The 24,969-nt window shown below is 71.0% G+C and carries 22 protein-coding genes, 1 tRNA gene and 1 riboswitch; of the genes, 18 read left to right on the plus strand and 5 right to left on the minus strand.

From position 1 onward, the window contains the following. Window positions 1-43 precede the first annotated feature (43 nt). Together ACIQFZ_RS16185 and ACIQFZ_RS16190 are read left to right on the plus strand one after the other, a co-directional pair. On the plus strand, window positions 44-838 hold the full coding sequence (locus tag ACIQFZ_RS16185) for a hypothetical protein (RefSeq protein WP_402691484.1): 795 nt from the start codon (window positions 44-46) through the stop codon (window positions 836-838). Then, window positions 835-2,379, plus strand: coding sequence for a protein kinase (locus ACIQFZ_RS16190; RefSeq protein WP_402691485.1), 1,545 nt, complete (start codon window positions 835-837; stop codon window positions 2,377-2,379). The genes ACIQFZ_RS16185 and ACIQFZ_RS16190 overlap by 4 nt, the downstream gene beginning before the upstream one ends. Before the next feature lie 80 nt (window positions 2,380-2,459). Here ACIQFZ_RS16190 and ACIQFZ_RS16195 read toward each other — a convergent pair whose 3' ends face one another. Next, window positions 2,460-2,843: a hypothetical protein gene (locus ACIQFZ_RS16195; protein WP_365417153.1), complete on the minus strand. Its 384-nt coding sequence runs from the start codon at window positions 2,841-2,843 to the stop codon at window positions 2,460-2,462. A gap of 140 nt (window positions 2,844-2,983) precedes the next feature. Further along, the gene (locus ACIQFZ_RS16200) at window positions 2,984-3,682 is read right to left on the minus strand and encodes a hypothetical protein (protein ID WP_402691486.1); all 699 of its coding nucleotides are present in this window, start codon (window positions 3,680-3,682) and stop codon (window positions 2,984-2,986) included. Window positions 3,683-3,906: 224 nt separating this feature from the next. On the opposite strand from ACIQFZ_RS16200, the gene ACIQFZ_RS16205 reads away from it, so the two are divergent. The 12 genes from ACIQFZ_RS16205 to ACIQFZ_RS16260 all read left to right on the plus strand — a co-directional run bounded on the left by ACIQFZ_RS16205 (window position 3,907) and on the right by ACIQFZ_RS16260 (window position 17,578). Then, the gene (locus ACIQFZ_RS16205; RefSeq protein ID WP_365775639.1) at window positions 3,907-4,734 is read left to right on the plus strand and encodes a glycoside hydrolase domain-containing protein; all 828 of its coding nucleotides are present in this window, start codon (window positions 3,907-3,909) and stop codon (window positions 4,732-4,734) included. A gap of 190 nt (window positions 4,735-4,924) precedes the next feature. Then, the gene (locus ACIQFZ_RS16210; RefSeq protein WP_365417124.1) at window positions 4,925-5,572 is read left to right on the plus strand and encodes a SurA N-terminal domain-containing protein; all 648 of its coding nucleotides are present in this window, start codon (window positions 4,925-4,927) and stop codon (window positions 5,570-5,572) included. A gap of 126 nt (window positions 5,573-5,698) precedes the next feature. Beyond that, window positions 5,699-6,679: a nucleoside triphosphate pyrophosphohydrolase gene (locus ACIQFZ_RS16215; RefSeq protein WP_365417122.1), complete on the plus strand. Its 981-nt coding sequence runs from the start codon at window positions 5,699-5,701 to the stop codon at window positions 6,677-6,679. A 138-nt stretch (window positions 6,680-6,817) separates the two neighbouring features. After that, complete coding sequence (locus ACIQFZ_RS16220; protein ID WP_365417120.1) at window positions 6,818-8,071, plus strand: cytochrome P450; 1,254 nt, start codon at window positions 6,818-6,820, stop codon at window positions 8,069-8,071. A gap of 223 nt (window positions 8,072-8,294) precedes the next feature. Further along, a complete protein-coding gene (locus ACIQFZ_RS16225; RefSeq protein ID WP_402691487.1) occupies window positions 8,295-9,368 on the plus strand; it encodes a transglycosylase family protein in 1,074 nt (357 codons plus the stop codon). Window positions 9,369-9,550: 182 nt separating this feature from the next. Beyond that, window positions 9,551-9,718, plus strand: a riboswitch (cyclic di-AMP (ydaO/yuaA leader). A 4-nt stretch (window positions 9,719-9,722) separates the two neighbouring features. Next, entirely contained in the window at window positions 9,723-10,451 is a 729-nt protein-coding gene (locus tag ACIQFZ_RS16230) for a transglycosylase family protein (protein ID WP_402691488.1), read from the plus strand. A 257-nt stretch (window positions 10,452-10,708) separates the two neighbouring features. Further along, the gene (eno, locus tag ACIQFZ_RS16235; protein WP_361411793.1) at window positions 10,709-11,995 is read left to right on the plus strand and encodes a phosphopyruvate hydratase; all 1,287 of its coding nucleotides are present in this window, start codon (window positions 10,709-10,711) and stop codon (window positions 11,993-11,995) included. A 162-nt stretch (window positions 11,996-12,157) separates the two neighbouring features. Then, complete coding sequence (locus ACIQFZ_RS16240; RefSeq protein WP_365417115.1) at window positions 12,158-12,634, plus strand: septum formation initiator family protein; 477 nt, start codon at window positions 12,158-12,160, stop codon at window positions 12,632-12,634. A 25-nt stretch (window positions 12,635-12,659) separates the two neighbouring features. After that, window positions 12,660-13,265 (plus strand): DUF501 domain-containing protein, encoded by a 606-nt coding sequence (locus ACIQFZ_RS16245; protein WP_365417113.1) that lies wholly within the window; start codon window positions 12,660-12,662, stop codon window positions 13,263-13,265. Then, complete coding sequence (locus ACIQFZ_RS16250; RefSeq protein WP_383056455.1) at window positions 13,262-14,203, plus strand: exopolyphosphatase; 942 nt, start codon at window positions 13,262-13,264, stop codon at window positions 14,201-14,203. The genes ACIQFZ_RS16245 and ACIQFZ_RS16250 overlap by 4 nt, the downstream gene beginning before the upstream one ends. A gap of 440 nt (window positions 14,204-14,643) precedes the next feature. Then, window positions 14,644-16,026: an NAD(P)/FAD-dependent oxidoreductase gene (locus tag ACIQFZ_RS16255; protein WP_402691489.1), complete on the plus strand. Its 1,383-nt coding sequence runs from the start codon at window positions 14,644-14,646 to the stop codon at window positions 16,024-16,026. Window positions 16,027-16,267: 241 nt separating this feature from the next. Next, entirely contained in the window at window positions 16,268-17,578 is a 1,311-nt protein-coding gene (locus tag ACIQFZ_RS16260; protein WP_383056618.1) for a class I SAM-dependent methyltransferase, read from the plus strand. A gap of 60 nt (window positions 17,579-17,638) precedes the next feature. Here ACIQFZ_RS16260 and ACIQFZ_RS16265 read toward each other — a convergent pair whose 3' ends face one another. Both ACIQFZ_RS16265 and ACIQFZ_RS16270 read right to left on the minus strand, forming a co-directional pair. Next, window positions 17,639-20,170 carry an ABC transporter permease gene (locus ACIQFZ_RS16265; protein ID WP_402691490.1) on the minus strand — a complete coding sequence of 844 codons (2,532 nt, stop codon included), beginning with the start codon at window positions 20,168-20,170 and terminating at the stop codon, window positions 17,639-17,641. Between the two features lie 61 nt (window positions 20,171-20,231). After that, window positions 20,232-21,032, minus strand: a complete 801-nt coding sequence (locus ACIQFZ_RS16270) for an ABC transporter ATP-binding protein (protein ID WP_365775644.1) — start codon at window positions 21,030-21,032, stop codon at window positions 20,232-20,234. Window positions 21,033-21,459: 427 nt separating this feature from the next. Here ACIQFZ_RS16270 and ACIQFZ_RS16275 point away from each other — a divergent pair. The 3 genes from ACIQFZ_RS16275 to ACIQFZ_RS16285 all read left to right on the plus strand — a co-directional run bounded on the left by ACIQFZ_RS16275 (window position 21,460) and on the right by ACIQFZ_RS16285 (window position 24,178). Next, window positions 21,460-21,546: transfer RNA gene (locus ACIQFZ_RS16275), tRNA-Leu, on the plus strand. 339 nt (window positions 21,547-21,885) lie between these two features. Next, window positions 21,886-23,061 carry a 4-hydroxybenzoate 3-monooxygenase gene (locus tag ACIQFZ_RS16280; protein WP_402691491.1) on the plus strand — a complete coding sequence of 392 codons (1,176 nt, stop codon included), beginning with the start codon at window positions 21,886-21,888 and terminating at the stop codon, window positions 23,059-23,061. A 205-nt stretch (window positions 23,062-23,266) separates the two neighbouring features. Next, window positions 23,267-24,178 (plus strand): Bax inhibitor-1/YccA family protein, encoded by a 912-nt coding sequence (locus tag ACIQFZ_RS16285; protein WP_361411777.1) that lies wholly within the window; start codon window positions 23,267-23,269, stop codon window positions 24,176-24,178. Between the two features lie 123 nt (window positions 24,179-24,301). Here the strand turns inward: ACIQFZ_RS16285 and ACIQFZ_RS16290 are convergent, their stop codons facing one another. Beyond that, entirely contained in the window at window positions 24,302-24,529 is a 228-nt protein-coding gene (locus ACIQFZ_RS16290; protein ID WP_141360416.1) for a DUF4287 domain-containing protein, read from the minus strand. A gap of 98 nt (window positions 24,530-24,627) precedes the next feature. On the opposite strand from ACIQFZ_RS16290, the gene ACIQFZ_RS16295 reads away from it, so the two are divergent. Next, window positions 24,628-24,939: a hypothetical protein gene (locus ACIQFZ_RS16295; RefSeq protein ID WP_361411775.1), complete on the plus strand. Its 312-nt coding sequence runs from the start codon at window positions 24,628-24,630 to the stop codon at window positions 24,937-24,939. Window positions 24,940-24,969 lie beyond the last annotated feature (30 nt).

Raw genomic sequence — 24,969 nt, forward strand, 5'->3', positions numbered from 1 at the left:
TCCCCGCAGGAGCCCCGCCAGGGCCTCGGCACTAGGAGCAGTCATGCACGGCCCCGGCTACGCGCCGCCGCAGCCTCCGCGCCCCCCGATCGCGCTGGTGGTCGGGCTCAGGGTGCTGTTCGTGGCCCTCTCGGTGCTGAGCCTCGGCTTCCTGGCCTGGGGCACCATGCTGCGCGTCGCCTGTATGACCCGGGCCCGGCGCGACTGGGTCCTGTTCGCCCTGTCGCTCGTCCTCCTGTTCGTGGGGTGCGTGTTCATCGGCGTCGACGGCACCGGCGAGAAGGGCGACCCGGAGACCTGGCGCGGCGACGTCGGTGTGGCGCTGCTCCTGCTGTCCGCGTTCGGCAGCGTCGGTTACTTCCTGTACCGGGACCTCCGCCACCACGAGGCCCTCCTGGCGGGTCGGGTCGCCCCCAGTGCCACGGCCGCCACCGTGGTGTACGGCTACCCGCCGGCCCCCGCCCCGCAGAGCTACGGTCCGCCGCCCACCCCGTACGGCCGGCCGCAGCCCGCGCCCTACTCCCCACCGCAGCCGGGGCCTTACTCCCCGCCGCGGCCCACCTCCTTCCCACCCGCGCCGAACCCGGCGCCCGCGCCCGCCCCCAACGCGGTGCCCCAGCAGCCGCAGCGTCCCGCGCCCGCCCGGATCGACCAGGTCCGCGCCGAACTGGACGAGTTGAGCGACTTCCTGCGAGGCCAGGACAACGGCCCCGGCCACGGTGGGCAGTCCGGCCAAGGCGGCCAGTCCGGCCACGGTGGGCGGTCCGGACCGGGTGGGACCCCGGGTACCGGGGACGCCGGGTTCACCACGAGCTGGGGCGCGGGGGACGGCCGGTGACCGCACGCGTCGTCGCCGGACGCTACGAACTGTCCACGCTCATCGGACAAGGCGGCATGGGCCAGGTCTGGACGGCCTACGACCAGCGGCTCGACCGCCGGGTCGCCGTCAAGCTGATGCGCCCCGACAAGGTCGCGGGACCCCGCAGCCAGGACGCCGCCGAGCTGCGCCGCCGCTTCGTCCGCGAGTGCCGCGTCACCGCACAGGTCGACCACCCCGGCCTGGTCACCGTGCACGACGCGGGCAGCGAGGACGAGAACCTCTACCTCGTCATGCAGTACGTCGACGGCGCCGACCTCGCCGACCACCTCGCCGAACACGAGCCGTACCCCTGGCAGTGGGCGGTCGCCGTCGCCGCCCAGCTGTGCGCCGTACTGTCCGCCGTGCACGCCGTACCGATCGTCCACCGCGACCTCAAACCGCGAAACGTGATGGTGAAGCCGGACGGCACCGTCACCGTCCTCGACCTCGGCGTCGCCTCCGTCCTCAACGCAGAGACCACCCGCCTCACCCGCACCGGATCACCCATCGGCAGCCCCGCCTACATGGCCCCCGAACAGGCCATGGGCGGCGCCGTCGGCCCGTACACCGACCTGTACGCCCTCGGCGTGGTGCTGCACGAACTCCTCAGCGGGGACGTCCCGTTCGCCGCGTCCACCGCGGTCGGCGTGCTGCACCGCCACCTCTACGAGCCGCCGGTGCCCGTGCGCCGGCTGCGCCCCGAGATCCCCGACGCCCTCGAATCCCTCGTGCTGCGGCTGCTCGCCAAGGACCCCCAGCACCGCCCGGCCGGTGCCCAGGCGGTGTACGAAGACCTGCTGCCGCTGCTGCCCCCGCGCGGCCCGCACACCGGCGGACCCCTCGATCCCACCCGCCCCTTCCTGCGCCCGCACGCCCCCTGGCCCGACCGCGCCGTCATCCCCGCACCGCGCCCCGAACCGTCCACCGCCAGGACCGGCGGCCACCACGATGTCGCCACCGCCGTCGACGAGGTCAAGCGGCTGCTCGGCGAGGGCCGCATCACCCAGGCCGTCGACATCCTCGGCGCGATCCTCCCGGCCGCCGCCGCCCAGCACGGCGAGCACTCCCCGGTGGTGCGCACCCTGCGCAAGCAGTACGCGGCCACGCTGATGGACGACGGCCAGTACCGGCGCGCCCTGCCCGAACTGCGGCGCCTCGCCGACGAACGGGCCACCGAGGCGGGCGCCGCCGACCCGCAGTCCCTCCGGTTCCGCTACGACGCGGCGCAGTGCCTCGAACAACTCGGCGAGCCGGCCGCGGCGCTCACCGAGTACCGGGCCCTGCTGCCCTACTTCGAGAACCGGTTCGCGGAGAACCCGTACACGGCCGCCGACCCCGACCTGCCCTTCGAGATCCGCCGCCGCATCGGGCACCTGCTGCTCGCCCTGGGCGACCGGACCGCCGCCCACGAGACCCTGCTGCGCCTGCTGCACGACGCGGAGCGGCGGCACGGACCCGTGCATCCCTTCCCGGCCGAGATCCAGCGCACCTTGCAGTGGCTGGGCCAGGTGCACGGCTGACCGGTGCGGTTCAGCGCGTGTACGGGATGCGGTTCAGCGCCCGTTCGGGGCCGCGGCTCAACGCCCGTACGCGGTGCGGTTCAGCGCCCGTAGGGGTAGCCGTACGTGCCCTGCGGCACCGTGGGTGAGGAAGGGGTCGCGCCGTACCCGGCCGCTGCCACCGCTTGCGGTATCCGCCGGTCGAACACGGCGAACAGCAGCATCCCCGTCGCCATCAGCAGGCACAGGATGATCACGGTGCCGAGTACCGCGGCGGCGTCGCTGTCGTCGGGCACGAGGGACAGTCCCGGCATCACGGCGCACTCGTACAGGACGAACGCGGCGAAGGCGCCCCAGTCCGATCCGCGTCCGCGGCGGATCGCCACGTACAGGAACGGCACCCACACCAGCAGGCCCAGCGAGCCCCAGACCAGGACGGACCAGACGATCCGCTGGAACCAGCCGGCCTCCAGCCGCTTGTCCATCTCCACCCCCAAGCGCTCCGCCGCTCGGGGACGGAGTCGTCGCAGGGCAAGGTTAGGCCACGGCGGGGGGTGTGGAGGCCGCTTGTGGACGACGGGCCGGGCGGCGGAAAGGGGCGAGGGGCGCAGGGGAGCGCGCGGGCTCAGGACTCCTTGCGCAGGGCGCCGACGATCCGGAGCGTGAGCTTCTTCGCCGTCGCCGCCCCGTTGTCGTGGCCGTCCGTCGACATGACGCTGACGACGTTCGTGCCGACGCGGGCCGCGACCAGGGTCGTGCCGTTCTCCCAGGACGGGTCGGTGAGGGTGAGGGTGTAGGCGCCGTCGCCCAGGCCCGGCGTGGAGCGGCCGGTGACCTTCACCTTGGTGTGGGTCTGCGAGTCGGTGAAGCCCGCGCAGTCCGTGGCCGTCTTCTCCACGGCCTTGAGGACGCTCGCCGCCGTCGTGCCCCGGTAGGTGTCGATCTCCTGGCCGATGTCCTCGGAGGTGTCCTTGCGGACGTAGTCGTTCTGGGCGAAGGACACGCCGGTGATCCCGGTGACGTCTATCCACGCGGTGCCGCCCAGCTTGGTGCAGTCCGGCTTGGCCGCCGGGGCGTTCGACGGGGGCGTGTAGGTGTCGCCGGAGTCCCTGGCCCCGCTCGGGTCGACGGCGAAGCCGGAGGCGAAGAACGACGCCGGGGCGAGGGCCTTCTTCAGCTGGGTGCCCGTGAGCAGACCGGCGTTGGGGTCGCGGGTGGACCCGGAGGACGCGTGGCCGGCGGAACCGGACGAGCCGCAGGCCGTCAGGGCCAGGGGAAGCGCTGCCAGGGCGAGGACATGGGCGGCGCGGGACGCGAAGTGCATGTGAGGTGCTTTCTCGGGCTGGGCCACAGAGGAGTGGCCAGCGGACCTTATGCCGCCCGAGCAGGCCGGACCGTCGCCTGTCGCAGGTAACACGCGTGTTTTTGCTGCGTCTTGAGTGATTCTTGTGCCCTGCGAGGCGATCACTTTTCAGGCCGGAGACGTTCCGTCGGTTAGCGTGCGTCCGCACACGCGCAACAAGCACGTACACGACAACAGGGGTGGGGATGGCCGAGCACCGGCAGTCGAAGAAGCGCAGGTACATCACGTGGGCGGCGGCCGGGGCCGTCGTCGTCGCCGGCGCCGGGATCGCGGCCCAGACCTCCATGGCGGCCACCGCCTGGCCCGCCCAGAAGACCTTCACCGGCCGCGCCTTCGACACCTGCACGGCGCCCTCGCTGAGCGCCATGAAGGCCTGGAACACCGGCTACTACGGCGCCGCGGCCGTCTACATCGGCGGCAAGAACCGCGGCTGCGCCCAGCCCAACCTCACCGCCTCCTGGGTGAAGTCGGTCAGCTCCATGGGCTGGAAGCTCATCCCGCTGTACGTCGGCGCCCAGCCGCCCTGCCAGAAGAGCGCCAACCCCGAGCGGCTCACCGCCGCCACGGCCGCCTCCCTCGGCACCAGCGACGCCAAGGACGCGGTGGCCAAGTCGGCGGGGCTCGGCATCAAGGCCGGCAGCCCGATCTACCTCGACATGGAGCCGTACGACATCACCGACAAGGCGTGCAACGACGCCGTGCTGACCTACGTCCGCGCCTTCGACAAGGAACTGCGCGCCAAGACGTACCGGGCCGGCTTCTACGGCTTCACCAGTTCCAGCGCCAAGGCCATCGCCACCGCGACGGACAAGACCGACCTGCCGGGCAACCTCTGGTACGCCCTGTGGGACGGCAAGGACACCACCACCACGGACTGGCCCTTCGGCAAGACCCAGTTCACCGACCACAGCCGCGCCCACCAGTACATGGTCAACAGCAAGGAGACCCGCGGCGGCTACACCCTCACCGTCGACCGCGACACCTGGGACGCCCCGGTGGCAATCACCGGCTGAGCCGGAACCGGGCGGTGACGCCCGGCTTCCGTGTCGGCCGACGCCCGCTCGGGCGGGGCGTGGTGCGACGGTGCCCGAAGTCGTGGTGAATCGTTGGTCGAATGGGTTGGCCGGAGCCCGGCCGCTGCCTAATATCGATCACCGCAAGACTTTGTGCACCGCCGCACAATCTCCACCACGGGAGGTTTCCTTGCACCGCCGCCGTCGCACCGCGCTCGTCCTGTCCGCCACGATCCTCGCGGCGGCACCCCTGCTCACCGCCTGTGGAAACGACGCACGTCCGGGCGCGGCGGCCGTGATCGGCGGCCAGCGGATCACCCTCGGGCAGTTGCAGAGCCGGGTGAGCGAGGTGCGCGACGCGCAGCGTGCCGCGGTGGCCGACGAGGCGCAGTACCAGCAGGCCGTCGCCGCGACCGGCACCCTCACTCGGGACACGCTGCACCAGATGGTGCTCGACCGGGTGCTGGACCGCGCCGCCAAGAACGCCGGCCTCAGCGTCAGCCGTAGCGAGATCCAGCAGCTGCGCACCGGTCTCGAACAGCAGGCGGGCGGCGCCAAGGCGCTCGAGGACACGTGGCTCCAGCGGTACGGGGTGCCGCCGCGGCGCCTCGACGACAACCTCCGCCTCCAGCTGGAGGCGCAGAAGCTCGCGGCCCATCTGAACACCGACGCCGGCCAGCCGGCCTTCTGGAAGGCGCTGTCCGAGGCCTCCGCCGAACTCCACGTGGACCTCAACCCGCGCTATGGCACGTGGGACGTCGAGAAGAGCACCCTCGTGAACGCCAAGACGCCGTGGCTGCGGGACGTCTCGGCGGTGGACGCGAAGCAGTCGGCCTGACCGGACGACCGGACGCCGGACGACCGGACGCCGGACGACCGGGCCTGTGGACAACCGGGCCGGGGGACGGCCCCCGGCCTGTGGACAACCAGGGGTGACGTCGCCGGTGTGCGTTACGTTCGGACCGTGAACACCACCAGCGCGACCACCTCCGCAGCGGCCCCGGGCCGGATCGTCCTGCTCACCACCAGCCACCGGGTCGCCCCCGGGCTCCTGTCCTGGCCCGCCTGGCAGGCGCTGCGGGCGGCCGACCGGGTGCTGTGCGCGGACGGCGCCCATCCGCAGCTGCCGTATCTGCGCGAGGCGGGTATAGCCGTGGACGAGTCGGCACCGAGCGCCGAGGAACTGGTGGACGTGTGCGCCGGCGGCCGTACGGTCGTCGTCGTGGCCACCGGCGAGGGCGAACCCGCCCTGACCGACGGACTGGCCCGCCTGGCCGGCTCCGGCCGTGTGAACATGCCGGAGCTGGAGCTGCTGCCCGCCTCCTACGACCTGCCCGGCGCCCGCCTGCTCGACCTCGTCCAGGTCATGGACCGCATCCGCGCCGAGTGCCCCTGGTCGTCCCGACAGACCCACAAGGGCCTGGCCAAGTACGGCATCGAGGAGGCGTACGAGCTGGTCGAGGCTATCGAGGACGGCGACCGCGAGGAGCTGCGTGAGGAACTGGGCGACGTCCTGCTCCAGGTGGTCTTCCACGCCCGTATCGCCGAGGAGGACCCCGAGGAGCCGTTCTCCATCGACGACGTGGCCGGCACCATCGTCGCCAAGCTGATCCACCGCCACCCGCACGTCTTCGGCGACGAGACCGCCACCACCCCGGAGGAGGTCAAGGAGCACTGGCTGCGCACCAAGGCCGAGGAGAAGCGGCGCACCTCCGTGACCGAGGGTGTCCCCCTCGGCCAGCCCGGCCTCGCCCTCGCCGCCAAGCTGGCCTCCCGGGTCCGCACGGCGGGCCTGGAGGTCCCCCTCCCGGCGAGGGAGGGCTTCGGGTACGAGCTGCTGGCGCTGGCCGCCCGCGCCGAGGCGGAGGGCGTCGACCCGGAGGCGGCACTGCGCGCGGCGGCGCGCGCGTACCGGGACGCGATCGTAGAGGCGGAGGGCAACTGAAGCCCTGAGGGCGCGGGCGGGGAGGGGGTGGTCCGGCAGGGGAGCCGGGGGCATCGCCGCCAGGGACGGGAAGGGCCGGAGCCGCGGCGGTGGGGGCGGAAAGCCTGACGCCGAACCCCCGGCGCTAGGGTCAACCGTATGCACGACCAGCCACCCGCCCTGTTCACCTGGGAGTTCGCGAGCAACCCCTACCCGGCCTACGCCTGGCTCCGCGAGCACGCCCCCGTGCACAGGACCCGGCTGCCCAGCGGAGTGGAGGCCTGGCTGGTCACCCGGTACGCGGACGCCAAGCAGGCCCTGGCCGACCAGCGGCTGTCCAAGAACCCGGCGCACCACGCCGAGCCCGCGCACGCCAAGGGCAAGACCGGCATCCCCGGTGAGCGCAAGGCCGAGCTGATGACCCACCTGCTGAACATCGACCCGCCGGACCACACCCGGCTGCGCCGGCTGGTCAGCAAGGCGTTCACCCCGCGCCGCGTCGCCGAGTTCGCCCCGCGTGTGCAGGAGCTGGCCGACGGACTCATCGACGGGTTCGCCGAGCGCGGCACCGCCGACCTCATCCACGAGTTCGCCTTCCCGCTGCCCATCTACGCCATCTGCGACCTGCTCGGCGTCCCCCGCGAGGACCAGGACGACTTCCGGGACTGGGCGGGCATGATGATCCGCCACGGCAAGGGCCCGCGTGGCGGGGTCGCCCGCTCGGTGAAGAAGATGCGCGGCTATCTCGCGGACCTCATCCACCGCAAGCGCGAGGCGCTCCCGGCCGAGCCCGCCCCCGGCGAGGACCTCATCTCCGCCCTCATCCGCGCCTCCGACCACGGCGAGCACCTCACCGAGAACGAGGCCGCCGCCATGGCCTTCATCCTTCTGTTCGCCGGTTTCGAGACCACCGTCAACCTCATCGGCAACGGCACCTACGCCCTGCTCACCCACCCCGAGCAGCGGGACCGGCTCCAGCGGTCCCTCGCCGAGGGGGACGGCGGCCTGCTGGAGACGGGAGTGGAGGAACTCCTTCGCTACGACGGTCCGGTGGAGCTGGCCACCTGGCGCTACGCCACCCGGCCGCTCACCATCGGCGGGCAGGACATCGCCGCCGGCGACCCGGTCCTCGTCGTCCTCGCCGCCGCCGACCGGGACCCGGAGCGGTTCGCCGGCCCCGATGTCCTCGACCTCGGGCGGCGTGACAATCAACACCTCGGCTACGGCCACGGCATCCACTACTGCCTCGGCGCACCGCTCGCCCGCCTGGAGGGCCAGACCGCGCTGGCGACCCTCCTCACCCGGCTCCCGGACCTGCAACTGGACACAGATCCGGCCGACTTGCGCTGGCGCGGTGGGCTCATCATGCGCGGACTGCGGACGCTGCCGGTGCGGTTCACGCCTGGTCGGTAAGTCGCAGGGAAGCCGGACAAGGCAGGAAAAGACGCCTGCCGCCGCACCACGCCTACCCAATGACGGGCACGAAGATGACACATGTTCAACGGTGTGATCTTCACGTGATCTGTGCGGCATGAACTTGTGACAAGCGATCGTCAGCCGATACTTTCACCCATCAGCGTGGCGCCGAGTCTGCGGTCGCCACGCGGGTCACCGCTGTCGCACGAAAGGTCTCCGTATGCTCTCCGGGAACGGACGTCACCGTCGGCCCCGTCAGGCTCCGGCCCTCCTTGTCGCCGCCGGAGTGGCCGGATCCGCCATCGCCATCCCACTGATCGGCGCCGGCGGCGCCAGCGCGGCCGACGGCAACGCGTGGGACAAGGTGGCCAAGTGCGAGAGTGGCGGCGCCTGGAGCGCCAACACCGGCAACGGCTACTACGGCGGCCTTCAGTTGACGCAGGACGACTGGGAGAAGTACGGCGGCCTCGACTACGCCTCGAGCGCCGACCAGGCCAGCCGGTCCCAGCAGATAGCCGTGGCCAAGAAGCTGCTCGCCGACAAGGGCCCCGATGCCTGGCCGACGTGCGGGCTGCTCTCCGGGCTCAACAAGAAGTCCGGGGCGGCGAAGGTCGACACCGGCGTGGGTAATGCGTCCGGATCCTCCAACTCCTCCGGAAAGTCCCTCACGGACGACCTCGGTCTGTCCGACTCGTCACAGGCGTCGTCGAGCGACCCGTCCGGTTCATCCGGCTCGTCGGACGCCGACCCCGGTCCGGCCGATTCCTCCGGTTCCTCCGGCTCGCCGACCGCGTCCCCCACCACGTCCTCCCCCTCGCCGTCCTCGCCCGCCAAGAAGGGCAACCCGGCCAAGTCCGACACGTCCCCCGATGTCGCCGCAAGCGGGTTCCAGTCGCCCGACGCCTCGCCCTCGGTCACGCCGCAGCCGGGTGACACGGACAACTCGTGGCAGATCGGCGGCACTTCGACCCTGGTCGACACCGGGGCGCTCGACGCCGGGGCGCTCGGCGGTGGGCGGCACCGCGGCGGCAGTGCCGCCGAGGACCCGGCCGACAGTCACGCGGCCGCGTCCTCCGGCCGCCACGCCTCCCGCGGCGGCATCGCGCGCGCCGTCGTCGCCGACTCCTACACCGTCCGCGCCGGCGACTCGCTCGAGTCCATCGCCGACTCCCTTGACCTTCAGGGCGGATGGGATGCGCTGTACGCGGCGAACAGGGGGGCGGTCGGGTCCGACCCCAACCACATCTCTGCCGGTCAGACCCTGAATGTCCCTACCGAAACGCCCCAAAAGTAGCGGGAGTTCACGTCCCACTTCGCACCGAATGTCCCATTCGGTGAAAGTGTGGGATGACTCTCAGAAGCCCTGATCGTCTTTGGAATTCGGCGGAGCGCGTGCCTACGGTCGTGACCGCTCGTCACCGCGAGCCCCGGCTGCCGCAACGCCGAATCCTGCCAGCGGCCGTACGGGAACAGTCGTCGCGTCAAGCGCCGTGGGCAGGAGCGGGGGACCCAAGGTAAGTGCCGCGCCCGGCAGTTGACCGGAGCGGCTAGGGGTGGAGCCGTGCCTCACGCACGAGGCACGGCCGGGCAACTCAACCGGCCCGAACCCGACAGCTCACCTCGCAGGCGTCGGTGAGGGGATCCCACCATGCTGTTCTCCAGCAAGGGCAAGCACCGTCGCACGTCCAAGACCACCCGTGTCATCGCGCTCGCCGGTGTCGCCGGCGCCGCTGTCGCCGCCCCGCTGATGGCGGTCGGCGACGCCTCCGCCGCCACCGCCTCCGAGTGGGACGCGGTCGCCCAGTGCGAGTCCGGCGGCAACTGGTCCATCAACACCGGCAACGGCTTCTACGGTGGCCTCCAGTTCACCAACTCCACCTGGGCCGGGTACGGCGGCACCGCCTACGCGTCGCGCGCCGACCTGGCCTCCAAGTCGCAGCAGATAGCCGTCGCCGAGAAGGTACTCGCGGGCCAGGGCAAGGGCGCCTGGCCGGTCTGCGGCAGGGGCCTGTCCGGTGCCGCCTACACCGGCAGCGCCCCCGCGTCGTCGTCCTCGTCGTCCTCGTCGTCGTCTTCTTCGTCTTCGTCGTCGTCGAGCGGCAGCTCCGCCAAGAGCACCGCCACCCGCTCGACCGAGCAGCAGGCCGCCAACCGCTCCGCGACGCGTCCCACCCCGAGCAAGACCGTCACTACGCCGACCGGCGAGAAGGTCAGGAAGGGTGACGGCGAGTACAGGGTGGTCTCCGGCGACACCCTCAGCTCCATTGCCGCCGAGCACGGCGTCCAGGGTGGCTGGAAGAAGCTGTTCGAGCTGAACAAGGACATCGTCGACAACGCCGACCTCATCTATCCGGGCCAGCAGCTCCACCTGAAGTAAGGGCCCGTCCCGCCCTCGGCGCTTTCCAGGGCTCCCCGCCCCGGCGCGTTCCCCCCTACGCGCCGGGGCGGGGCTTTTTCGTCTCCCGCACGCCCGGCCGTTCCCGAACCTTCCCCTCCCCTTTGTTCCGAGTGGGAACAATGGGTACCGTCACTCTGTCCACGAGGCGGTCGGTCGGCCGGTCGCCGCCCCGGGACGGTTAGGCTCTAGTCGCAAGGCTCACGCCCCGCACTTCCAGCGTCACATCCCAGAAGGAGATGCTCGTGCCGTCCATCGACGTCGTCGTAGCCCGGGAAATCCTGGACTCCCGAGGCAACCCCACGGTCGAGGTCGAGGTCGGCCTCGACGACGGCAGCACCGGTCGTGCCGCCGTCCCCTCCGGCGCCTCCACCGGTGCCTTCGAGGCCATCGAGCTCCGTGACGGCGACCCCAATCGCTACCAGGGCAAGGGCGTCGAGAAGGCCGTCCTCGCCGTGATCGAGCAGATCGGCCCGGAGCTCGTCGGCTACGACGCCACCGAGCAGCGTCTGATCGACCAGGCCATGTTCGACCTGGACGCCACCGACAACAAGGGCTCGCTGGGCGCCAACGCCATCCTCGGCGTCTCCCTCGCCGTCGCCCACGCCGCCTCCGAGGCCTCGGACCTCCCCCTCTTCCGCTACCTCGGCGGTCCGAACGCGCACCTGCTGCCGGTGCCGATGATGAACATCCTGAACGGCGGCTCGCACGCCGACTCCAACGTGGACATCCAGGAGTTCATGATCGCCCCGATCGGCGCGGAGTCCTTCTCCGAGGCCCTGCGCTGGGGCACCGAGGTCTACCACACCCTGAAGAAGGTCCTGAAGAGCAAGGGCCTGTCCACCGGCCTCGGCGACGAGGGCGGCTTCGCCCCGAACCTCGGCTCCAACCGAGAGGCCCTGGACCTCATCCTCGAGGCGATCAAGGAAGCCGGATACGCCCCCGGCGAGCAGATCGCCCTCGCGCTCGACGTCGCCGCCTCCGAGTTCTACAAGGACGGCAAGTACGTCTTCGAGGGCAAGGAGCGCTCCGCCGCCGAGATGACGGAGTACTACGAGGAGCTCGTCGCGGCCTACCCGCTCGTCTCCATCGAGGACCCGCTGTTCGAGGACGACTGGGCCGGCTGGAAGGTCATCACCGACAAGCTCGGCGACAAGGTCCAGCTCGTCGGCGACGACCTGTTCGTCACCAACCCCGAGCGCCTCGCCCGCGGCATCGAGGACGGCGCCGCCAACGCGCTGCTCGTGAAGGTGAACCAGATCGGTTCGCTCACCGAGACCCTGGACGCCGTCGAGCTGGCCCAGCGCAACGGCTTCAAGTGCATGATGTCCCACCGCTCCGGCGAGACCGAGGACGTCACGATCGCCGACCTGGCCGTCGCCACCAACTGCGGCCAGATCAAGACCGGCGCCCCGGCCCGCTCCGAGCGCGTCGCCAAGTACAACCAGCTGCTGCGCATCGAGGAGATCCTCGACGACGCCGCGGTGTACGCCGGCCGCTCGGCCTTCCCGCGCTTCAAGGGCTGAGCCGCTTCGAGGGCTCAGCCGTTCCAAGGGCCGAGCCGTCCCGGAGGCTGAGCCGCAAAGCGTAAGGCTTCGCCAGTCGCACGTACGTCCCCGTACCCGGTCCCGTACCGTGTCCGGGGACGTACGCACGTGTGTGCGCGGGCACGAACGGGAGGCGGGACGATGGCCGTCAAGGACCGGGACCGGTTCTCCACCACGACCAGGCTCAGACTGCTCGGTGAGCAGACCGCGGCCCGTGTCTACCGTTCGCAGACCCGCCGCCAGGCCCGCCGCTCCCGCCTCACCGGCCGCGCGGCGCTGCTCGCGCTGGTGCTGTGCTCGATGGTGGTCGCCCTGGCGTACCCGATGCGGCAGTACGTCACCCAGCGCGCCGACATCGCCGATCTGCAACGACAGAAGCGGCAGGCCCAGGAGCGGGTGGAACAAATGCGCGACCTCAAGGCACGCTGGCAGGACGACGCCTACGCCGAACAGCAGATCCGGCAGCGGCTGCACTACGTGAAGCCCGGGGAGACCGGCTACGTCGTGGTCGACCCGGACCCGGCCGAGCGGTCCCGCGCCGAGCGGGGGACGGCCCGCCGCCCCTGGTACGCCAACGTCTGGGACGGGGTCGACAAGTCCGACGCCTCCGACCAGTGAACTGACAGAGAGACATACGCAAGGCATGGAAACCCCACCGCCGCCCACCGAGCGCACCGAACCCACCGAGGCGGACGTCGAGGCCTTCAGGCAGCAGCTCGGGCGGCCGCCGCGCGGCCTGCGCGCGATCGCGCACCGCTGCCCCTGCGGGCAGCCCGACGTCGTGGAGACGGCCCCGCGGCTGCCCGACGGCACGCCCTTCCCCACGCTGTACTACCTGACGTGCCCGCGCGCCGCCTCGGCCATCGGCACGCTGGAGGCCGACGGCGTGATGAAGGAGATGACGGAGCGGCTGGCCACCGACCCGGAGCTGGCGGCCGCGTACCGGGCCGCGCACGAGGACTACATCCGGCGCCGGGACGAGATCGAGGAGCTGACGGGCTTCCCCAGCGCGGGTGGCATGCCGGACCGGGTGAAGTGCCTGCACGTCCTGGTCGCCCACTCGCTGGCCGCCGGGCCGGGCGTGAACCCGCTCGGTGACGAGGCGATCGCGATGCTGCCCGAGTGGTGGCGCAAGGGCCCGTGCGTGACGCCCGCGGCGCCGCCGTCCGGCGAGGGGCGGCAGAACGGGGCCTTTGAGGACGGCGGGTTCCCCGCCGGGCCCGTCGGGACCGAGGAGGACCGCGCATGACCCGGGTCGCCGCCGTCGACTGCGGCACGAACTCCATCCGTCTGCTGGTCGCGGACGCCGACCCGGCGACGGGCGAACTTCTCGAGCTGGACCGGCGCATGACCATCGTGCGGCTCGGCCAGGGCGTGGACCGCACCGGCCGGCTCGCCCCCGAGGCGCTGGAGCGGACCTTCGCGGCCTGCCGGGAGTACGCCGAGGCCATCAAGGAGCACGGCGCCGAGCGGCTGCGTTTCGTGGCCACCTCCGCCTCCCGGGACGCCGAGAACCGGGACGAGTTCGTGCGCGGGGTGATGGACATCCTCGGCGTCGAGCCCGAGGTCATCTCCGGTGACCAGGAGGCGGAGTTCTCCTTCACCGGTGCGACGAAGGAACTGACGGGCCGTGCGGACCTCGCCCGGCCCTTCCTGGTGGTGGACATCGGCGGCGGCTCGACGGAGTTCGTCGTGGGCGACGACCACGTCCGCGCGGCGCGCTCGGTGGACGTGGGCTGCGTCCGCATGACGGAGCGTCACCTGGTGCGGGACGGGGTGGTCACGGACCCGCCGACCGAGGAGCAGATCGCCGCCATACGGGCCGACATCGAGGCCGCGCTCGACCTCGCCGAGGAATCGGTCCCGCTGCGCGAGGCGCACACCCTGGTGGGCCTGGCCGGCTCGGTGACGACGGTGTCGGCGATCGCGCAGGAGCTGCCCGCGTACGACTCGGCGGCCATCCATCACTCCCGTGTCTCCCTCGAGCGCGTCCGCGAGATCAGCGAGCGCCTGCTGCACTCCACGCACGCCGAGCGCGCGGCGATCCCCTCCATGCACCCGGGCCGTGTCGACGTCATCGGCGCGGGCGCCCTGGTCCTGCTGGCGATCATGGAACGCATCGGCGCGCGGGAGGTCGTCGTCAGCGAACACGACATCCTCGACGGCATCGCGTGGTCGGTGGCGTAGGCGCGTTCCGCGCTGGACCTACTGGTCGGTAGCCTCCGGTTGAGCAGTCCGGATACCGTGTGAGCGCACCCGGGGCCCCGCCGGGCACCCCTGGGTGACGCCCTGCCAGGAAAACTTCGTGAAGTTCTTCACAAGGAATTCGGCCCTGTCAAGGGCCGGAAGGGCCTCCGGGGGCCTTTTCGGGGTCTCAGCAGGCAGAAAACCGTGCTCGGGTGAGCGGCGGGAAGCGGTTCCGGAAGGGCCGCAGGGCCCCTCCATGGGGGACCTTCTTCGGTCAGAGCAGCAGCTCACGCGGCCTTGACAACGGTCCGAACCGGACGGTGGCCGCCTGCCGCCGCCAGGGCCCGGCGAGCGGGGTCGCGGAGTTTAGCACAGGGTCTGCCCAACCTTGTGAAGGGGCGCACGAGCGACCCCCCTGGGGCAGGTGGATACTCGATGCCATGAGCACCACGGAGCGTCCCAGGATCCTCGTAGTAGGCGGTGGGTACGTAGGCCTGTACGCAGCTCGGCGCATCCTCAAGAAGATGCGCTACGGAGAGGCGACCGTCACGGTCGTCGACCCCCGTTCGTACATGACCTACCAGCCCTTCCTCCCCGAAGCCGCAGCCGGCAGCATCTCCCCCCGGCACGTCGTCGTCCCGCTGCGACGCGTGCTGCCCAAGGCGGAGGTCCTCACCGGCCGGGTCAGCACCATCGACCAGGACCGGAAGGTCGCGACGATCGCCCCGCTGGTCGGCGAGGCGTACGAGCTGCCCTTCGACTACCTCGTCATCGCGATGGGCGCGGTGTCCCGCACCTTCCCGATCCCGGGCCTTGCCGAGCAGGGCATCGGCATGAAGGGCATCGAGGAGTCCATCGGCCTGCGCAACCACGTCCTGGAGCAGCTCGACAAGGCCGACTCCACCACGGATGAGGAGATCCGCCGCAAGGCGCTCACCTTCGTCTTCATCGGCGGTGGCTTCGCCGGCGCCGAGACCATCGGTGAGGTCGAGGACATGGCCCGGGACGCGGCCAAGTACTACAACAACGTGTCCCGCGAGGACATGCGCTTCGTCCTCGTCGACGCCGCCGACAAGATCCTCCCCGAGGTCGGCCCGAAGCTCGGCCAGTACGGCAAGGAGCACCTCGAGGGCCGCGGTGTGGAGGTCTACCTCTCCACGTCCATGGACTCCTGCGTCGACGGCCACGTGGTGCTCAAGAACGGCCTCGAGGTCGACTCCAACACGATCGTGTGGACCGCGGGCGTCAAGCCCAACCCGGCGCTGGCCCGCTTCGGCCTGCCGCTCGGCCCGCGCGGCCACGTCGACTGCGCGCCCACCCTCCAGGTGCAGGGCACGGACTACATCTGGGCCGCCGGTGACAACGCGCAGGTGCCCGACCTCGTCGGCCGCCGGGCGGGCAACGAGAACGCCTGGTGCCCGCCGAACGCCCAGCACGCGCTGCGCCAGGCCAAGGTCCTCGGCGACAACGTGATCTCCCAGATGCGGGGCTTCCCGCAGGCGGACTACGAGCACGCCAACAAGGGCGCGGTCGCGGGTCTCGGCCTGCACAAGGGCGTCGCGATGATCGTCATGGGCAAGATGAAGATCAAGCTCAAGGGACGCCTCGCCTGGTACATGCACCGTGGCTACCACGGCATGGCCATGCCGACCTGGAACCGCAAGATCCGCATCTTCGCCGACTGGACCCTCGGCATGTTTCTCAAGCGCGAGGTCGTCTCCCTCGGCGCCATGGAGAACCCCCGCGAGGAGTTCTACGAGGCCGCCAAGCCCGCGCCGGTGCCCGCCGCGAGCAAGACCGAGGAGAAGGCCAAGGCTTCCTGACCTTCAGGCCTCCAGACCTTCAGGTCTCCGGGCCTCCCGGTCCGACGAACGAACCGAAGGGCCTCCCGCCATCCGTGGTGCGGGAGGTCCTTCGGCGTTCCGCGCGGCGTGACCCAGAGCCGTTGCGGTGGAACGGTGGTATTTGCCCAGTCGTAACTACGTTGCGGGACTGCGCTCGACGCGTCCCGGTGTTTACGTGGTGGATGACATTCCGGCGTTCGTCGTCATGGAGGTGTGCACCATGCCCGATGCCGCGCTGCGGCTCACACGACTCCTCGAACAGCTGCTGGGGTCCCCGCTTTCCCTGCGCATTCGCGCCTGGGACGGTTCCGAGGCGGGGCCGCCGGACGCACCGATGCTCGTCGTACGCAATCGCCGGGCCCTGCGCCGGCTGCTGTTCAAGCCGGGGGAACTGGGCCTGGCCCGTGCCTGGGTGGCCGGCGACCTGACCGTCGAGGGCGACCTCTATGCCGCCCTGGAACGGCTCTCGGGCCTGATCTGGGAGCGGGGCGAGGACGCCCGCGGCCTCGCCGCGACGCTGCGCGACCCGCAGGCCCGCGCCGCCGTCCGTGGCCTGGTGAAGCTGGCCGGTCCGCCGCTGCCCCCCGCCCCGCCCCGCGAGGAGGCCCGCAAGCGCCGCGGCCACCTGCACACCCGACGCAGCGACAAGAGCGCCATCAGCCACCACTACGACGTCGGCAACGACTTCTACGAGCTCGTCCTCGGCCCCTCCATGGTGTACTCCTGCGCCTACTGGCCGGCCCCCGAACCCCTCGCCACCCTCGAACAGGCCCAGCACGACAAGCTCGAACTCATCGCGCGCAAGCTGGACCTGAGGCCCGGTCAGCGCCTCCTCGACGTCGGCTGCGGCTGGGGATCGATGGCCGTCCACGCGGCCCGCGAGCACGGCGTGGGCGTCGTCGGCGTCACCCTGTCCCAGGAACAGGCGGCGTACGCCCGCAAGCGCGTCGCCGACGAGGGGCTCACCGACCGGGTGGAGATCCGCGTCCAGGACTACCGGGACGTGCGGGACGGCCCCTACGACGCGATCTCCTCCATCGGCATGGCCGAACACGTCGGCGCCACCCGCTACCTGGATTACGCGCGTGAGCTGCACGCCCTGCTGAAGCCCGGCGGACGGCTGCTCAACCACCAGATCGGCCGCCGCCCGCAGCGGGACGAATCGTCGTACCACGTGGACGAGTTCATCGACGCCTACGTCTTCCCGGACGGTGAGCTCGCACCCGTCGGCACCACCGTCACCCAACTGGAGCGGGCCGGCTTCGAGGTGCGCGACGTGGAGTCGATTCGCGAGCACTACGCGCTCACCCTGCGCCGCTGGGTGGCCAACCTGGAGGCGGACTGGGCCCGGGCCACACGGCTCACCAGCCCCGGCCGTGCTCGCGTCTGGCGCCTGTACATGGCGGCCTCCGCGCTCGCCTTCGAACGCAACCGCATCGGCGTCAACCAGGTGCTGGCCGTGCGGACCCCCGGATCCGGTGACTCGGGGATGCCGCTACGGGCCCGTACCTGGGGCGCGCCCGCCGTCTAGCGCACACGCCGAAGGGGCCCCTTCCGCCAGGGAAGGGGCCCCTTCGGCACAGAGGCGCCGCTACTCCGACTTGATGGCCTGGAGCATGTTCAGCCGTGCCGCGCGCCGGGCCGGCCACAGCGCCGCCAGCACGCCGACCGCCGCCGCGAGCAGCAGGAAGACGGCCAGCCGCGACCAGGGCAGGACCAGTTGGTACGTCGACAGACTGGAGCCCAGCAGCTCACCGGCCGCCCAGCCGAAGAACACGCCGAGCCCGATGCCGAGGACGCCGCCGAACAGGGAGATCACCAGGGACTCCAGGCGGACCATCCGCTTGATGCCCTTGCGGTCCAGGCCGATCGCGCGGAGCATGCCGATCTCCTGGGAGCGCTCGAACACCGACATCGCCAGGGTGTTGATGACGCCGAGGACCGCGACGATCACCGCCATGGCGAGCAGGCCGTAGAGCAGGTTCAGCATCAGGGTGAACATCTGCGCGATGCCGTTGGAGATGTCCTTCTTGTCCTGGACCTTGATCGCCGGGTTGGAGCCGAGGGCCTTCACCAGCCGGTCCTTGGTCGCGTCGGACGCGCCGTCGGCGGTCTTGACCATGACCTGCATGTCGGTCGGGTCGGGCTGGTGCGGCGCGAGGGTGGCGTTGTCGAGCATGATCCCGCGGATCATCTCGTTGCCCTCGTAGACGCCGGCGACGGTCAGGCGCTGTTTCTTGCCGTCCTCGAAGGCGGCGGTGAAGACCGAACCGGCCTTCCAGTCGTGCGACGTGGCGGTCTTGGCGTCCACGACGACCTTCGTGCCGCCGACCGTGAAGGAGCCGTCGTCGACGCGGAGATCGGTCAGCTCGCCGATCGACTCGCCGTTCACCCCGGTCAGGAACTCGGTCCGGCCATCGATGCGGGAGGGCGCGTTGCGCAGCGGGCTGGTGGCCGTCACGCCCTCGGCGGCACGCAGCTTCCTGTCGACGTCCGGTGAGAGGAAGTTGCCGTTCGCCATCGACACCACGTAGTCGGCGCGGATCGCGGACGAGGCCATCCTGTCGATCGCGTGCTGGAGGCTGCCCGCCATCACCGTCATGCCGGTGATGAGGGTCAGGCCGATCATCAGCGCGGACGCGGTGGCCGCCGTACGGCGCGGGTTGCGCACCGAGTTCTGCCGGGCCAGCTTGCCGGAGACGCCGAAGGCGCGCAGGACGGGGGCCGCGGCCGCGATCAGCGGACGGGACAGCAGCGGGGTCAGGATGAACACGCCGATGATCAGCAGCACCGCGCCGAGACCCATGGGTGCCTGGGCGGCCTCGATGTCGTCCATCGCCGTGGCCACCAGGACCACGGCGACACCGGCGGCCGAGAACAGGGCACCGATGGTGTTGCGCAGCACCAGCGACTTGGTGGTCGCCTGCGCGTGCAGGCTGCTCATCGCCGCCACCGGCGGGATCTTGGCGGCCCGGCGGCCGGGCAGCCAAGCGGCCAGCATGGTCACGAGGACGCCGACCGCGAGGGCGGCGGCCATGGTGCCGGGCGTGACGACCAGCGGCCCGTCGGGCACGGTGGCGCCCATCGAGCCCAGCAGGGACTTCAGCCCGGCGCCGATGCCGATGCCCGCGACCAGACCGGTCACGGCGGCCACCGCGCCCACCAGCAACGCCTCGATCAGCACGGACCGGGTGACCTGCCGGCGGGAGGCGCCGACCGCGCGCAGCAGCGCCAGCTCCTTGGTGCGCTGGGCGACCAGCATGGTGAAGGTGTTGGCGATGATGAACGTACCGACGAACAGCGCGATGCCGGCGAAGACCAGCAGGCCCTGACGCAGTCCGCTCATCGAGTCCGAGATCATCCGCGCCTGGTCGTCGGCGAGCTGCCTGGCGGTGGTCGTCTCGGTCGTCCCCTTCGGCAGCACCCGGTCCAGCTGCGCCTTCAGCATCGCCTGGCTGGTGCCCGCCTTCGCCCGTACGTCGATCTCGTCGTACGTGCCCGGCTTGCCGAACAGCTTCTGGGCGGTCGTCGTGTCGAACAGGGCGAGGCTGCCGCCGGCGGCGACGTTGCCGTCGTCGGTGGTGAAGACGCCGCTGACGGTGGGCGTCAGGACAGGGCCGTCGACGGAGATGCGGATGGGGTCGCCGACCTTGTACCCGGCGCGCCGGGCGGTCTCGGAGTCGATGAGGACCTGGCCCTCGCCGTGCGGGGCGGCGCCGGACTTCAGCGGGTACCGGGGGTCGTTCGCGCCCCAGTAGTTCCCGCCCTGCGACTGGAAGCCGCCGCCGATCAGCTTGCCGTCCTTGTCGGCGATCGCGGTGAAGCCGTGCACGACGCCGATGGCGGAGCCGGCGCCGGGGACGCGGGCGCTCTCGTCCAGCAGCGCCTGGGTCAGCTCGGGCCGCTTGCCGACCCGGTCGCCCTTGCTCTGCTGGAACTTGGCCCGCACGGCCACGTCGACATGGTTGAAGCCCTTGGCGGAACTCTTCTGGAACGCGTCCGAGATGGTGTTGGTGAAGACCAGGGTCCCCGACACGAAGGCGACGCCGAGCATCACGGCGAGCACGGTCATGAGGAGCCGGGCCTTGTGCGCGAGTACGTTGCGCAAGGCTGTGCGGAACATGGGTTCGTCTCAGTCCAGGGTGTACGAGGGGGTGGCGAGGGGGGTGGGAGGCGGCGACAGGTCAGCCGACGCGGCTCTTGCCGTCGGACTCGGGGGTCCGGAGGTTCCCCCCGGGAAGACGCCGCATGAGGTCGAGGACCGCGTCCGCCGTGGGCTCGTACACCTCGTCCACGATCCGCCCGTCCGCGAGGAACACCACCCGGTCCGCGTACGCCGCGGCCACCGGGTCGTGGGTCACCATGACCACCGTCTGGCCCAGCTCGCGCACGGAGTTGCGCAGGAAGCCGAGCACCTCGGCGCCGGCGCGCGAGTCGAGGTTTCCGGTGGGCTCGTCACCGAAGATGATCTCCGGCTTGGCGGCCAGCGCCCGGGCGACGGCGACGCGCTGCTGCTGACCGCCGGACAGCTGGGAGGGCCGGTGGCCCAGCCGGTCGGCGAGCCCGACCATCGCGATCACGGAGTCGAGCCACTTCCGGTCCGGTTTGCGGCCGGCGATGTCCATCGGAAGGGTGATGTTCTCCAGGGCCGTGAGCGTCGGCAGCAGGTTGAACGCCTGGAAGATGAAGCCGATCTTGTCCCGGCGCAACCTGGTGAGCTGCTTGTCCTTCAGCGAACCCAGCTCGGTGTCGCCGATGCGCACCGAACCGGAGGAGAACGTGTCCAGGCCCGCCACGCAGTGCATCAGCGTGGACTTGCCGGACCCGGAGGGACCCATGATCGCGGTGAACTCGGCCTGGCGGAAGTCGACGGAGACCCGGTCGAGGGCGACCACCTGGGTCTCGCCCTGTCCGTAGATCTTCGACAGATCCGTGGCACGCGCGGCCACGGCGGTGGTCCGGCCGGCGATGGAGGAGGTGGTCACGGGTGGGTGCTCCTGACGGGACGACGATGTTCGCGGGTCGTAGACCATCGTCGCGGCCGATCGGGCCCGTGCAGTCAGCCGCTGTTCCCGTTCCGGGGGCCGACTGGGGTCGGACCGGCGTCGGGCACGTCATACCTGGGGATGAGGACCGTCCCTGATGCCGAGGGAGGAGGCCGTCCCCGAGACGCGTCCTCCGCGCCGGGTCGTCGAGAACAGGTGGAGCCCCCTGGTTCGGACGGTGAAATTCCGTCATTCCACGTGCGCGTCCGGCACTCGCCCGCAAGGCTGTTGGCAAGTGCCGATGGCCACCCCCGCGTGCTGATGCTCCCTCAGTTACCAATAAAATAAGACAACATGAGTCCACCCGCCCGCTGTTCGGGGAAGGGGTCCCGATAGGGTCGGAGCCGCAGCGCGGAGCCCATGGCCTGCCCGGATGGTGGAAAGCAGACACGGCGAGCTTAAACCTCGCTGCCCCTTCGCGGGCGTGCCGGTTCAAGTCCGGCTCCGGGCACCACCACGCCGCACACGGTCCGGCCAACGGACCGTGCCCCGCGGCCGGAGGGCGGGTCCGAGCAGGTCTCCCCGCACCCGGGGCCCGCGCGCTCTCACTTCACCTCATTGGCGGCAGCGCGCTTCCGTACCCGCGACACCCCGTCGACGCGGGCACTCGCTGACGCGGCCCCCCATTGACGAGGGCAACCATTGACATCGGATGGGTCCGGACGGAAACTCAGGGCACATCATAGTGAAATAAATTTCACCAGACGAACATCCACCGAACAATCAGCCCGTCCGTCAGTCATCCACTCCGTCATCCACCCAGGCGACGACGTCCATCCGAAGGGAACGACCGATGCGCACCACCGTCGGCATCATTGGAGCCGGACCGGCCGGCCTGCTCCTCGCCCGGCTGCTCCACAACGCCGGGATCGACTCGGTCGTCCTGGAGAGCCGCGACCGCGCCTACGTCGAGCACCGGCAGCGCGCCGGGATCCTGGAGCAGGGCACCGTGGACGTGCTGCGCGCGGCCGGGGCGGGGGAGCGGATGGACCGCGAGGGGCTGCGGCACGACGGGATCGAGCTGCGCTTCGACCGGCGCCGGCACCGCGTCGACTTCCCCGCGCTCACCGGTGGGCGGTCGGTGATGGTCTACGCCCAGACCGAGGTCTGCAAGGACCTCATCGCCCTGCAGCTCGAGGAGGGCGGGCCGCTGCTGTTCGAGGCGGAGGCGCTGGCCGTGGAGGGGGCGGAGAGCGATCGCCCCTCCATCCGGTTCCGCCACCAGGGGCGCGAGGACGTCCTCGAGTGCGACTACGTCGTCGGGTGCGACGGCTTCTGGGGCGTGGCCCGTACGGTCGTCCCCGCCTCGCTCTCCCGGGTGTTCGAGCGGACGTACCCCTTCGGCTGGCTCGGCATCCTCGCCGACGTGGCGCCCTCGCACGACGAACTGGTCTACGCCCGCCACGACCGCGGGTTCGCCCTGCTGTCCATGCGCTCCCCGTCCGTCTCCCGCCTCTACCTCCAGGTGCCCGCGGACACCGACGTCGGGGCCTGGAGCGACGAGGAGATCTGGGACGAACTCGAACGGCGGCTGGAGACCGTCGACGACTGGGCCCTGCACCGTGGCCCGATCACCCAGAAGTCGGTGACCCCGATGCGCTCCTACGTCCACGAACCCATGCGCCACGGCCGCCTGTTCCTGGCCGGTGACGCCGCCCACATTGTGCCGCCGACCGGAGCCAAGGGGCTGAACCTCGCCGTCGGCGACGTCGTCACCTTCGCGCGGGCGCTCGTCCACGAGAAGGAGACGGGCTCCGCCGACCTCCTCGACGCCTACTCGGAGACCTGCCTGCGGCGCGTCTGGCAGGCCGAGCGCTTCAGCTACGACATGACGACGATGCTGCACCGCGACCCGGACGCCACCGCCTTCGAGGGACGGCTGCAACTGGCGCGGCTGGACCGGATCGGCTCCTGCCGGGCCGCCGAGACCGACCTCGCCGAGGGCTACACCGGGTTCCCGATCGGCTGACGGACAACTGGGTGGTCTCCGGCCGGTTCCGGACGTGTTCCGAGTCGGTCATGAAAGGGACCCTCCCTGGCCGGGAATCATGCGGCGACGTAGCGTGTTCCGCAGCATGGCGAGGGAAAGATCCTTCCGAGGTACTAGGGCCAGCCCTTTGCCTTTCCATTACTCTTGAGGCCAAGGCCGCGCCGTGCGGCCATGGAGGAGTGAGATGAGGAGCAGAAACCCGGTCTTCTCGCGACGGGGGTTCAGCCGCGACAACGGCTACGCGGGCTTCAACGCCGCGCCGCAGGCCGGGGGTCCCGCTGTCGGCACGCAGGGCAATCCGTACGCGCAGGGCAACCCGTACGCCCAGCCGAGCGGCAACCCCTACGCGCAGAACCCTTACGCTCAGCAAGACCTTCAGCAGGGCGCGCCGCCGCAGGCCCCGGCCACCACCGGCCGGATGACGATGGACGACGTCGTCCTGCGCACCGCGTCCACACTCGGCACCCTGGTCGTGACGGCCGCGCTCGCCTGGGCGCTGCTGCCGGTCGACAGCGCCAACATCAACCGTTCCTACGGGATCGGTATCGGCGCCATGGTGATCGGCATGGTCCTGGCCCTGGTGCAGTCGTTCAAGCGCAAGGCCTCACCCGCGCTGATCCTGACCTACGCCGCGGTCGAGGGCGTGTTCCTCGGCGTCGTCTCCAACATCGTCGACACCCACATCGCCAGTGGCGCCGCCATGCAGGCCGTGCTCGGCACGATGGCCGTCTTCGTCGGCGTCCTGCTGGCGTACAAGGCGGGCTGGATCCGCGTCACCCGCCGGTTCTACGGCTTCGTGATGGCGGCGGCGCTCGGCTTCGTGCTCCTCATGGCGGTCAACATGCTGTTCGCGGTGTTCGGCGGCGGTGACGGCCTCGGCTTCCGCAGCGGCCCGCTCGGCATCCTGTTCGGTGTCATCGGCATCATCCTCGGCGCCTGCTTCCTGGCCCTGGACTTCAAGCAGGTCGAGGACGGCATCGCCTACGGCGCGCCGCGCGAGGAGGCCTGGCTCGCGGCCTTCGGCCTCACGCTGACGCTGGTGTGGATCTACATGGAGTTCCTGCGTCTCATCGCGATCCTCAACCAGAGCGACTAGTCCCCAGCGCACCTCGCGCCGGACGAACGCGACGAACGCAAGGGCCCCGGGTCTTCCCGGGGCCCTTCGTCGTTCCGGCGTCGTGTCCGTCCGGCGGCGCCGGCACTGCGCTGCGCGGCACGGCTAGAGCAGCTTGCGCGCGGCCCTCCTCAGGTCGTACTCGTGGATGAGCGCCTTGGCGTGGCCGTACGCGAGGTCGTGCTCGTGGCGGAGCCAGCTGACCTTCTCCTCGAAGCGGAGCGCGGGGCCTTCTTCGACGGTGCGCAGCCAGTCGGAGATATCACGACCGGTGCAGTGGGGGATGCGGGCGAGCAGATTGCGATGGGTCTCTTCGGAGAAGACTTGGGACATCGGCGCCTCCGGACGCACTCGAAGCCGGTCCTTCACGTCACCGTGCCTGAGGGTTCGCGTATTGGCAACAGTCGTGCCGTGACGCGTAGTCTCGCGGCGTGGTTGACACGACATCTCTGACCCGGGCAGTGGATCACTTCGCCGACCGCCTCAGGGCGGCGCCGCAGAGCCGGCTGCAACGGGCGGGCGCAGCGGAGGCACTCGCGCTGGCCAGGGAGTTCGCCCGGCGAGCCCAGCTCGCCGAATGCCCCGGGTGCGAGCCGCGGGAGATGCCCGACGCGGGGATGTTCGCGGCGGCGGACCAGGTCACGGTCGCCGGGCACGACCTGGCGCTCGTACTGAAGAGCGAGGACGAGGTCGAGGAGGCCGTACGTCTGGTGCAGGAGGCGCTGAAGCGCGCCGGGGTCTGAGCCGCGCGCCTGTTCAGGGGCGGACGGGGC

This window comes from Streptomyces sp. NPDC093064 (assembly GCF_044754605.1).
GTDB lineage: Bacteria > Actinomycetota > Actinomycetes > Streptomycetales > Streptomycetaceae > Streptomyces.

Bases quoted from the DNA above. Each gene is read 5' to 3' on its own strand.
- ACIQFZ_RS16280 (WP_402691491.1), top strand. From the start codon at position 21,886: ATGCGCACCACCGTCGGCATCATTGGAGCCGGACCGGCCGGCCTGCTC.
- ACIQFZ_RS16205 (WP_365775639.1), top strand. From the start codon at position 3,907: ATGGCCGAGCACCGGCAGTCGAAGAAGCGCAGGTACATCACGTGGGCG.
- ACIQFZ_RS16240 (WP_365417115.1), top strand. From the start codon at position 12,158: ATGGCCGTCAAGGACCGGGACCGGTTCTCCACCACGACCAGGCTCAGA.
- ACIQFZ_RS16255 (WP_402691489.1), top strand. From the start codon at position 14,644: ATGAGCACCACGGAGCGTCCCAGGATCCTCGTAGTAGGCGGTGGGTAC.
- eno (WP_361411793.1), top strand. From the start codon at position 10,709: ATGCTCGTGCCGTCCATCGACGTCGTCGTAGCCCGGGAAATCCTGGAC.
- ACIQFZ_RS16185 (WP_402691484.1), top strand. From the start codon at position 44: ATGCACGGCCCCGGCTACGCGCCGCCGCAGCCTCCGCGCCCCCCGATC.
- ACIQFZ_RS16250 (WP_383056455.1), top strand. From the start codon at position 13,262: ATGACCCGGGTCGCCGCCGTCGACTGCGGCACGAACTCCATCCGTCTG.
- ACIQFZ_RS16225 (WP_402691487.1), top strand. From the start codon at position 8,295: ATGCTCTCCGGGAACGGACGTCACCGTCGGCCCCGTCAGGCTCCGGCC.
- ACIQFZ_RS16220 (WP_365417120.1), top strand. From the start codon at position 6,818: ATGCACGACCAGCCACCCGCCCTGTTCACCTGGGAGTTCGCGAGCAAC.
- ACIQFZ_RS16265 (WP_402691490.1), bottom strand. From the start codon at position 20,170: ATGTTCCGCACAGCCTTGCGCAACGTACTCGCGCACAAGGCCCGGCTC.
- ACIQFZ_RS16245 (WP_365417113.1), top strand. From the start codon at position 12,660: ATGGAAACCCCACCGCCGCCCACCGAGCGCACCGAACCCACCGAGGCG.
- ACIQFZ_RS16195 (WP_365417153.1), bottom strand. From the start codon at position 2,843: ATGGACAAGCGGCTGGAGGCCGGCTGGTTCCAGCGGATCGTCTGGTCC.
- ACIQFZ_RS16200 (WP_402691486.1), bottom strand. From the start codon at position 3,682: ATGCACTTCGCGTCCCGCGCCGCCCATGTCCTCGCCCTGGCAGCGCTT.
- ACIQFZ_RS16230 (WP_402691488.1), top strand. From the start codon at position 9,723: ATGCTGTTCTCCAGCAAGGGCAAGCACCGTCGCACGTCCAAGACCACC.
- ACIQFZ_RS16285 (WP_361411777.1), top strand. From the start codon at position 23,267: ATGAGGAGCAGAAACCCGGTCTTCTCGCGACGGGGGTTCAGCCGCGAC.
- ACIQFZ_RS16290 (WP_141360416.1), bottom strand. From the start codon at position 24,529: ATGTCCCAAGTCTTCTCCGAAGAGACCCATCGCAATCTGCTCGCCCGC.
- ACIQFZ_RS16260 (WP_383056618.1), top strand. From the start codon at position 16,268: ATGCCCGATGCCGCGCTGCGGCTCACACGACTCCTCGAACAGCTGCTG.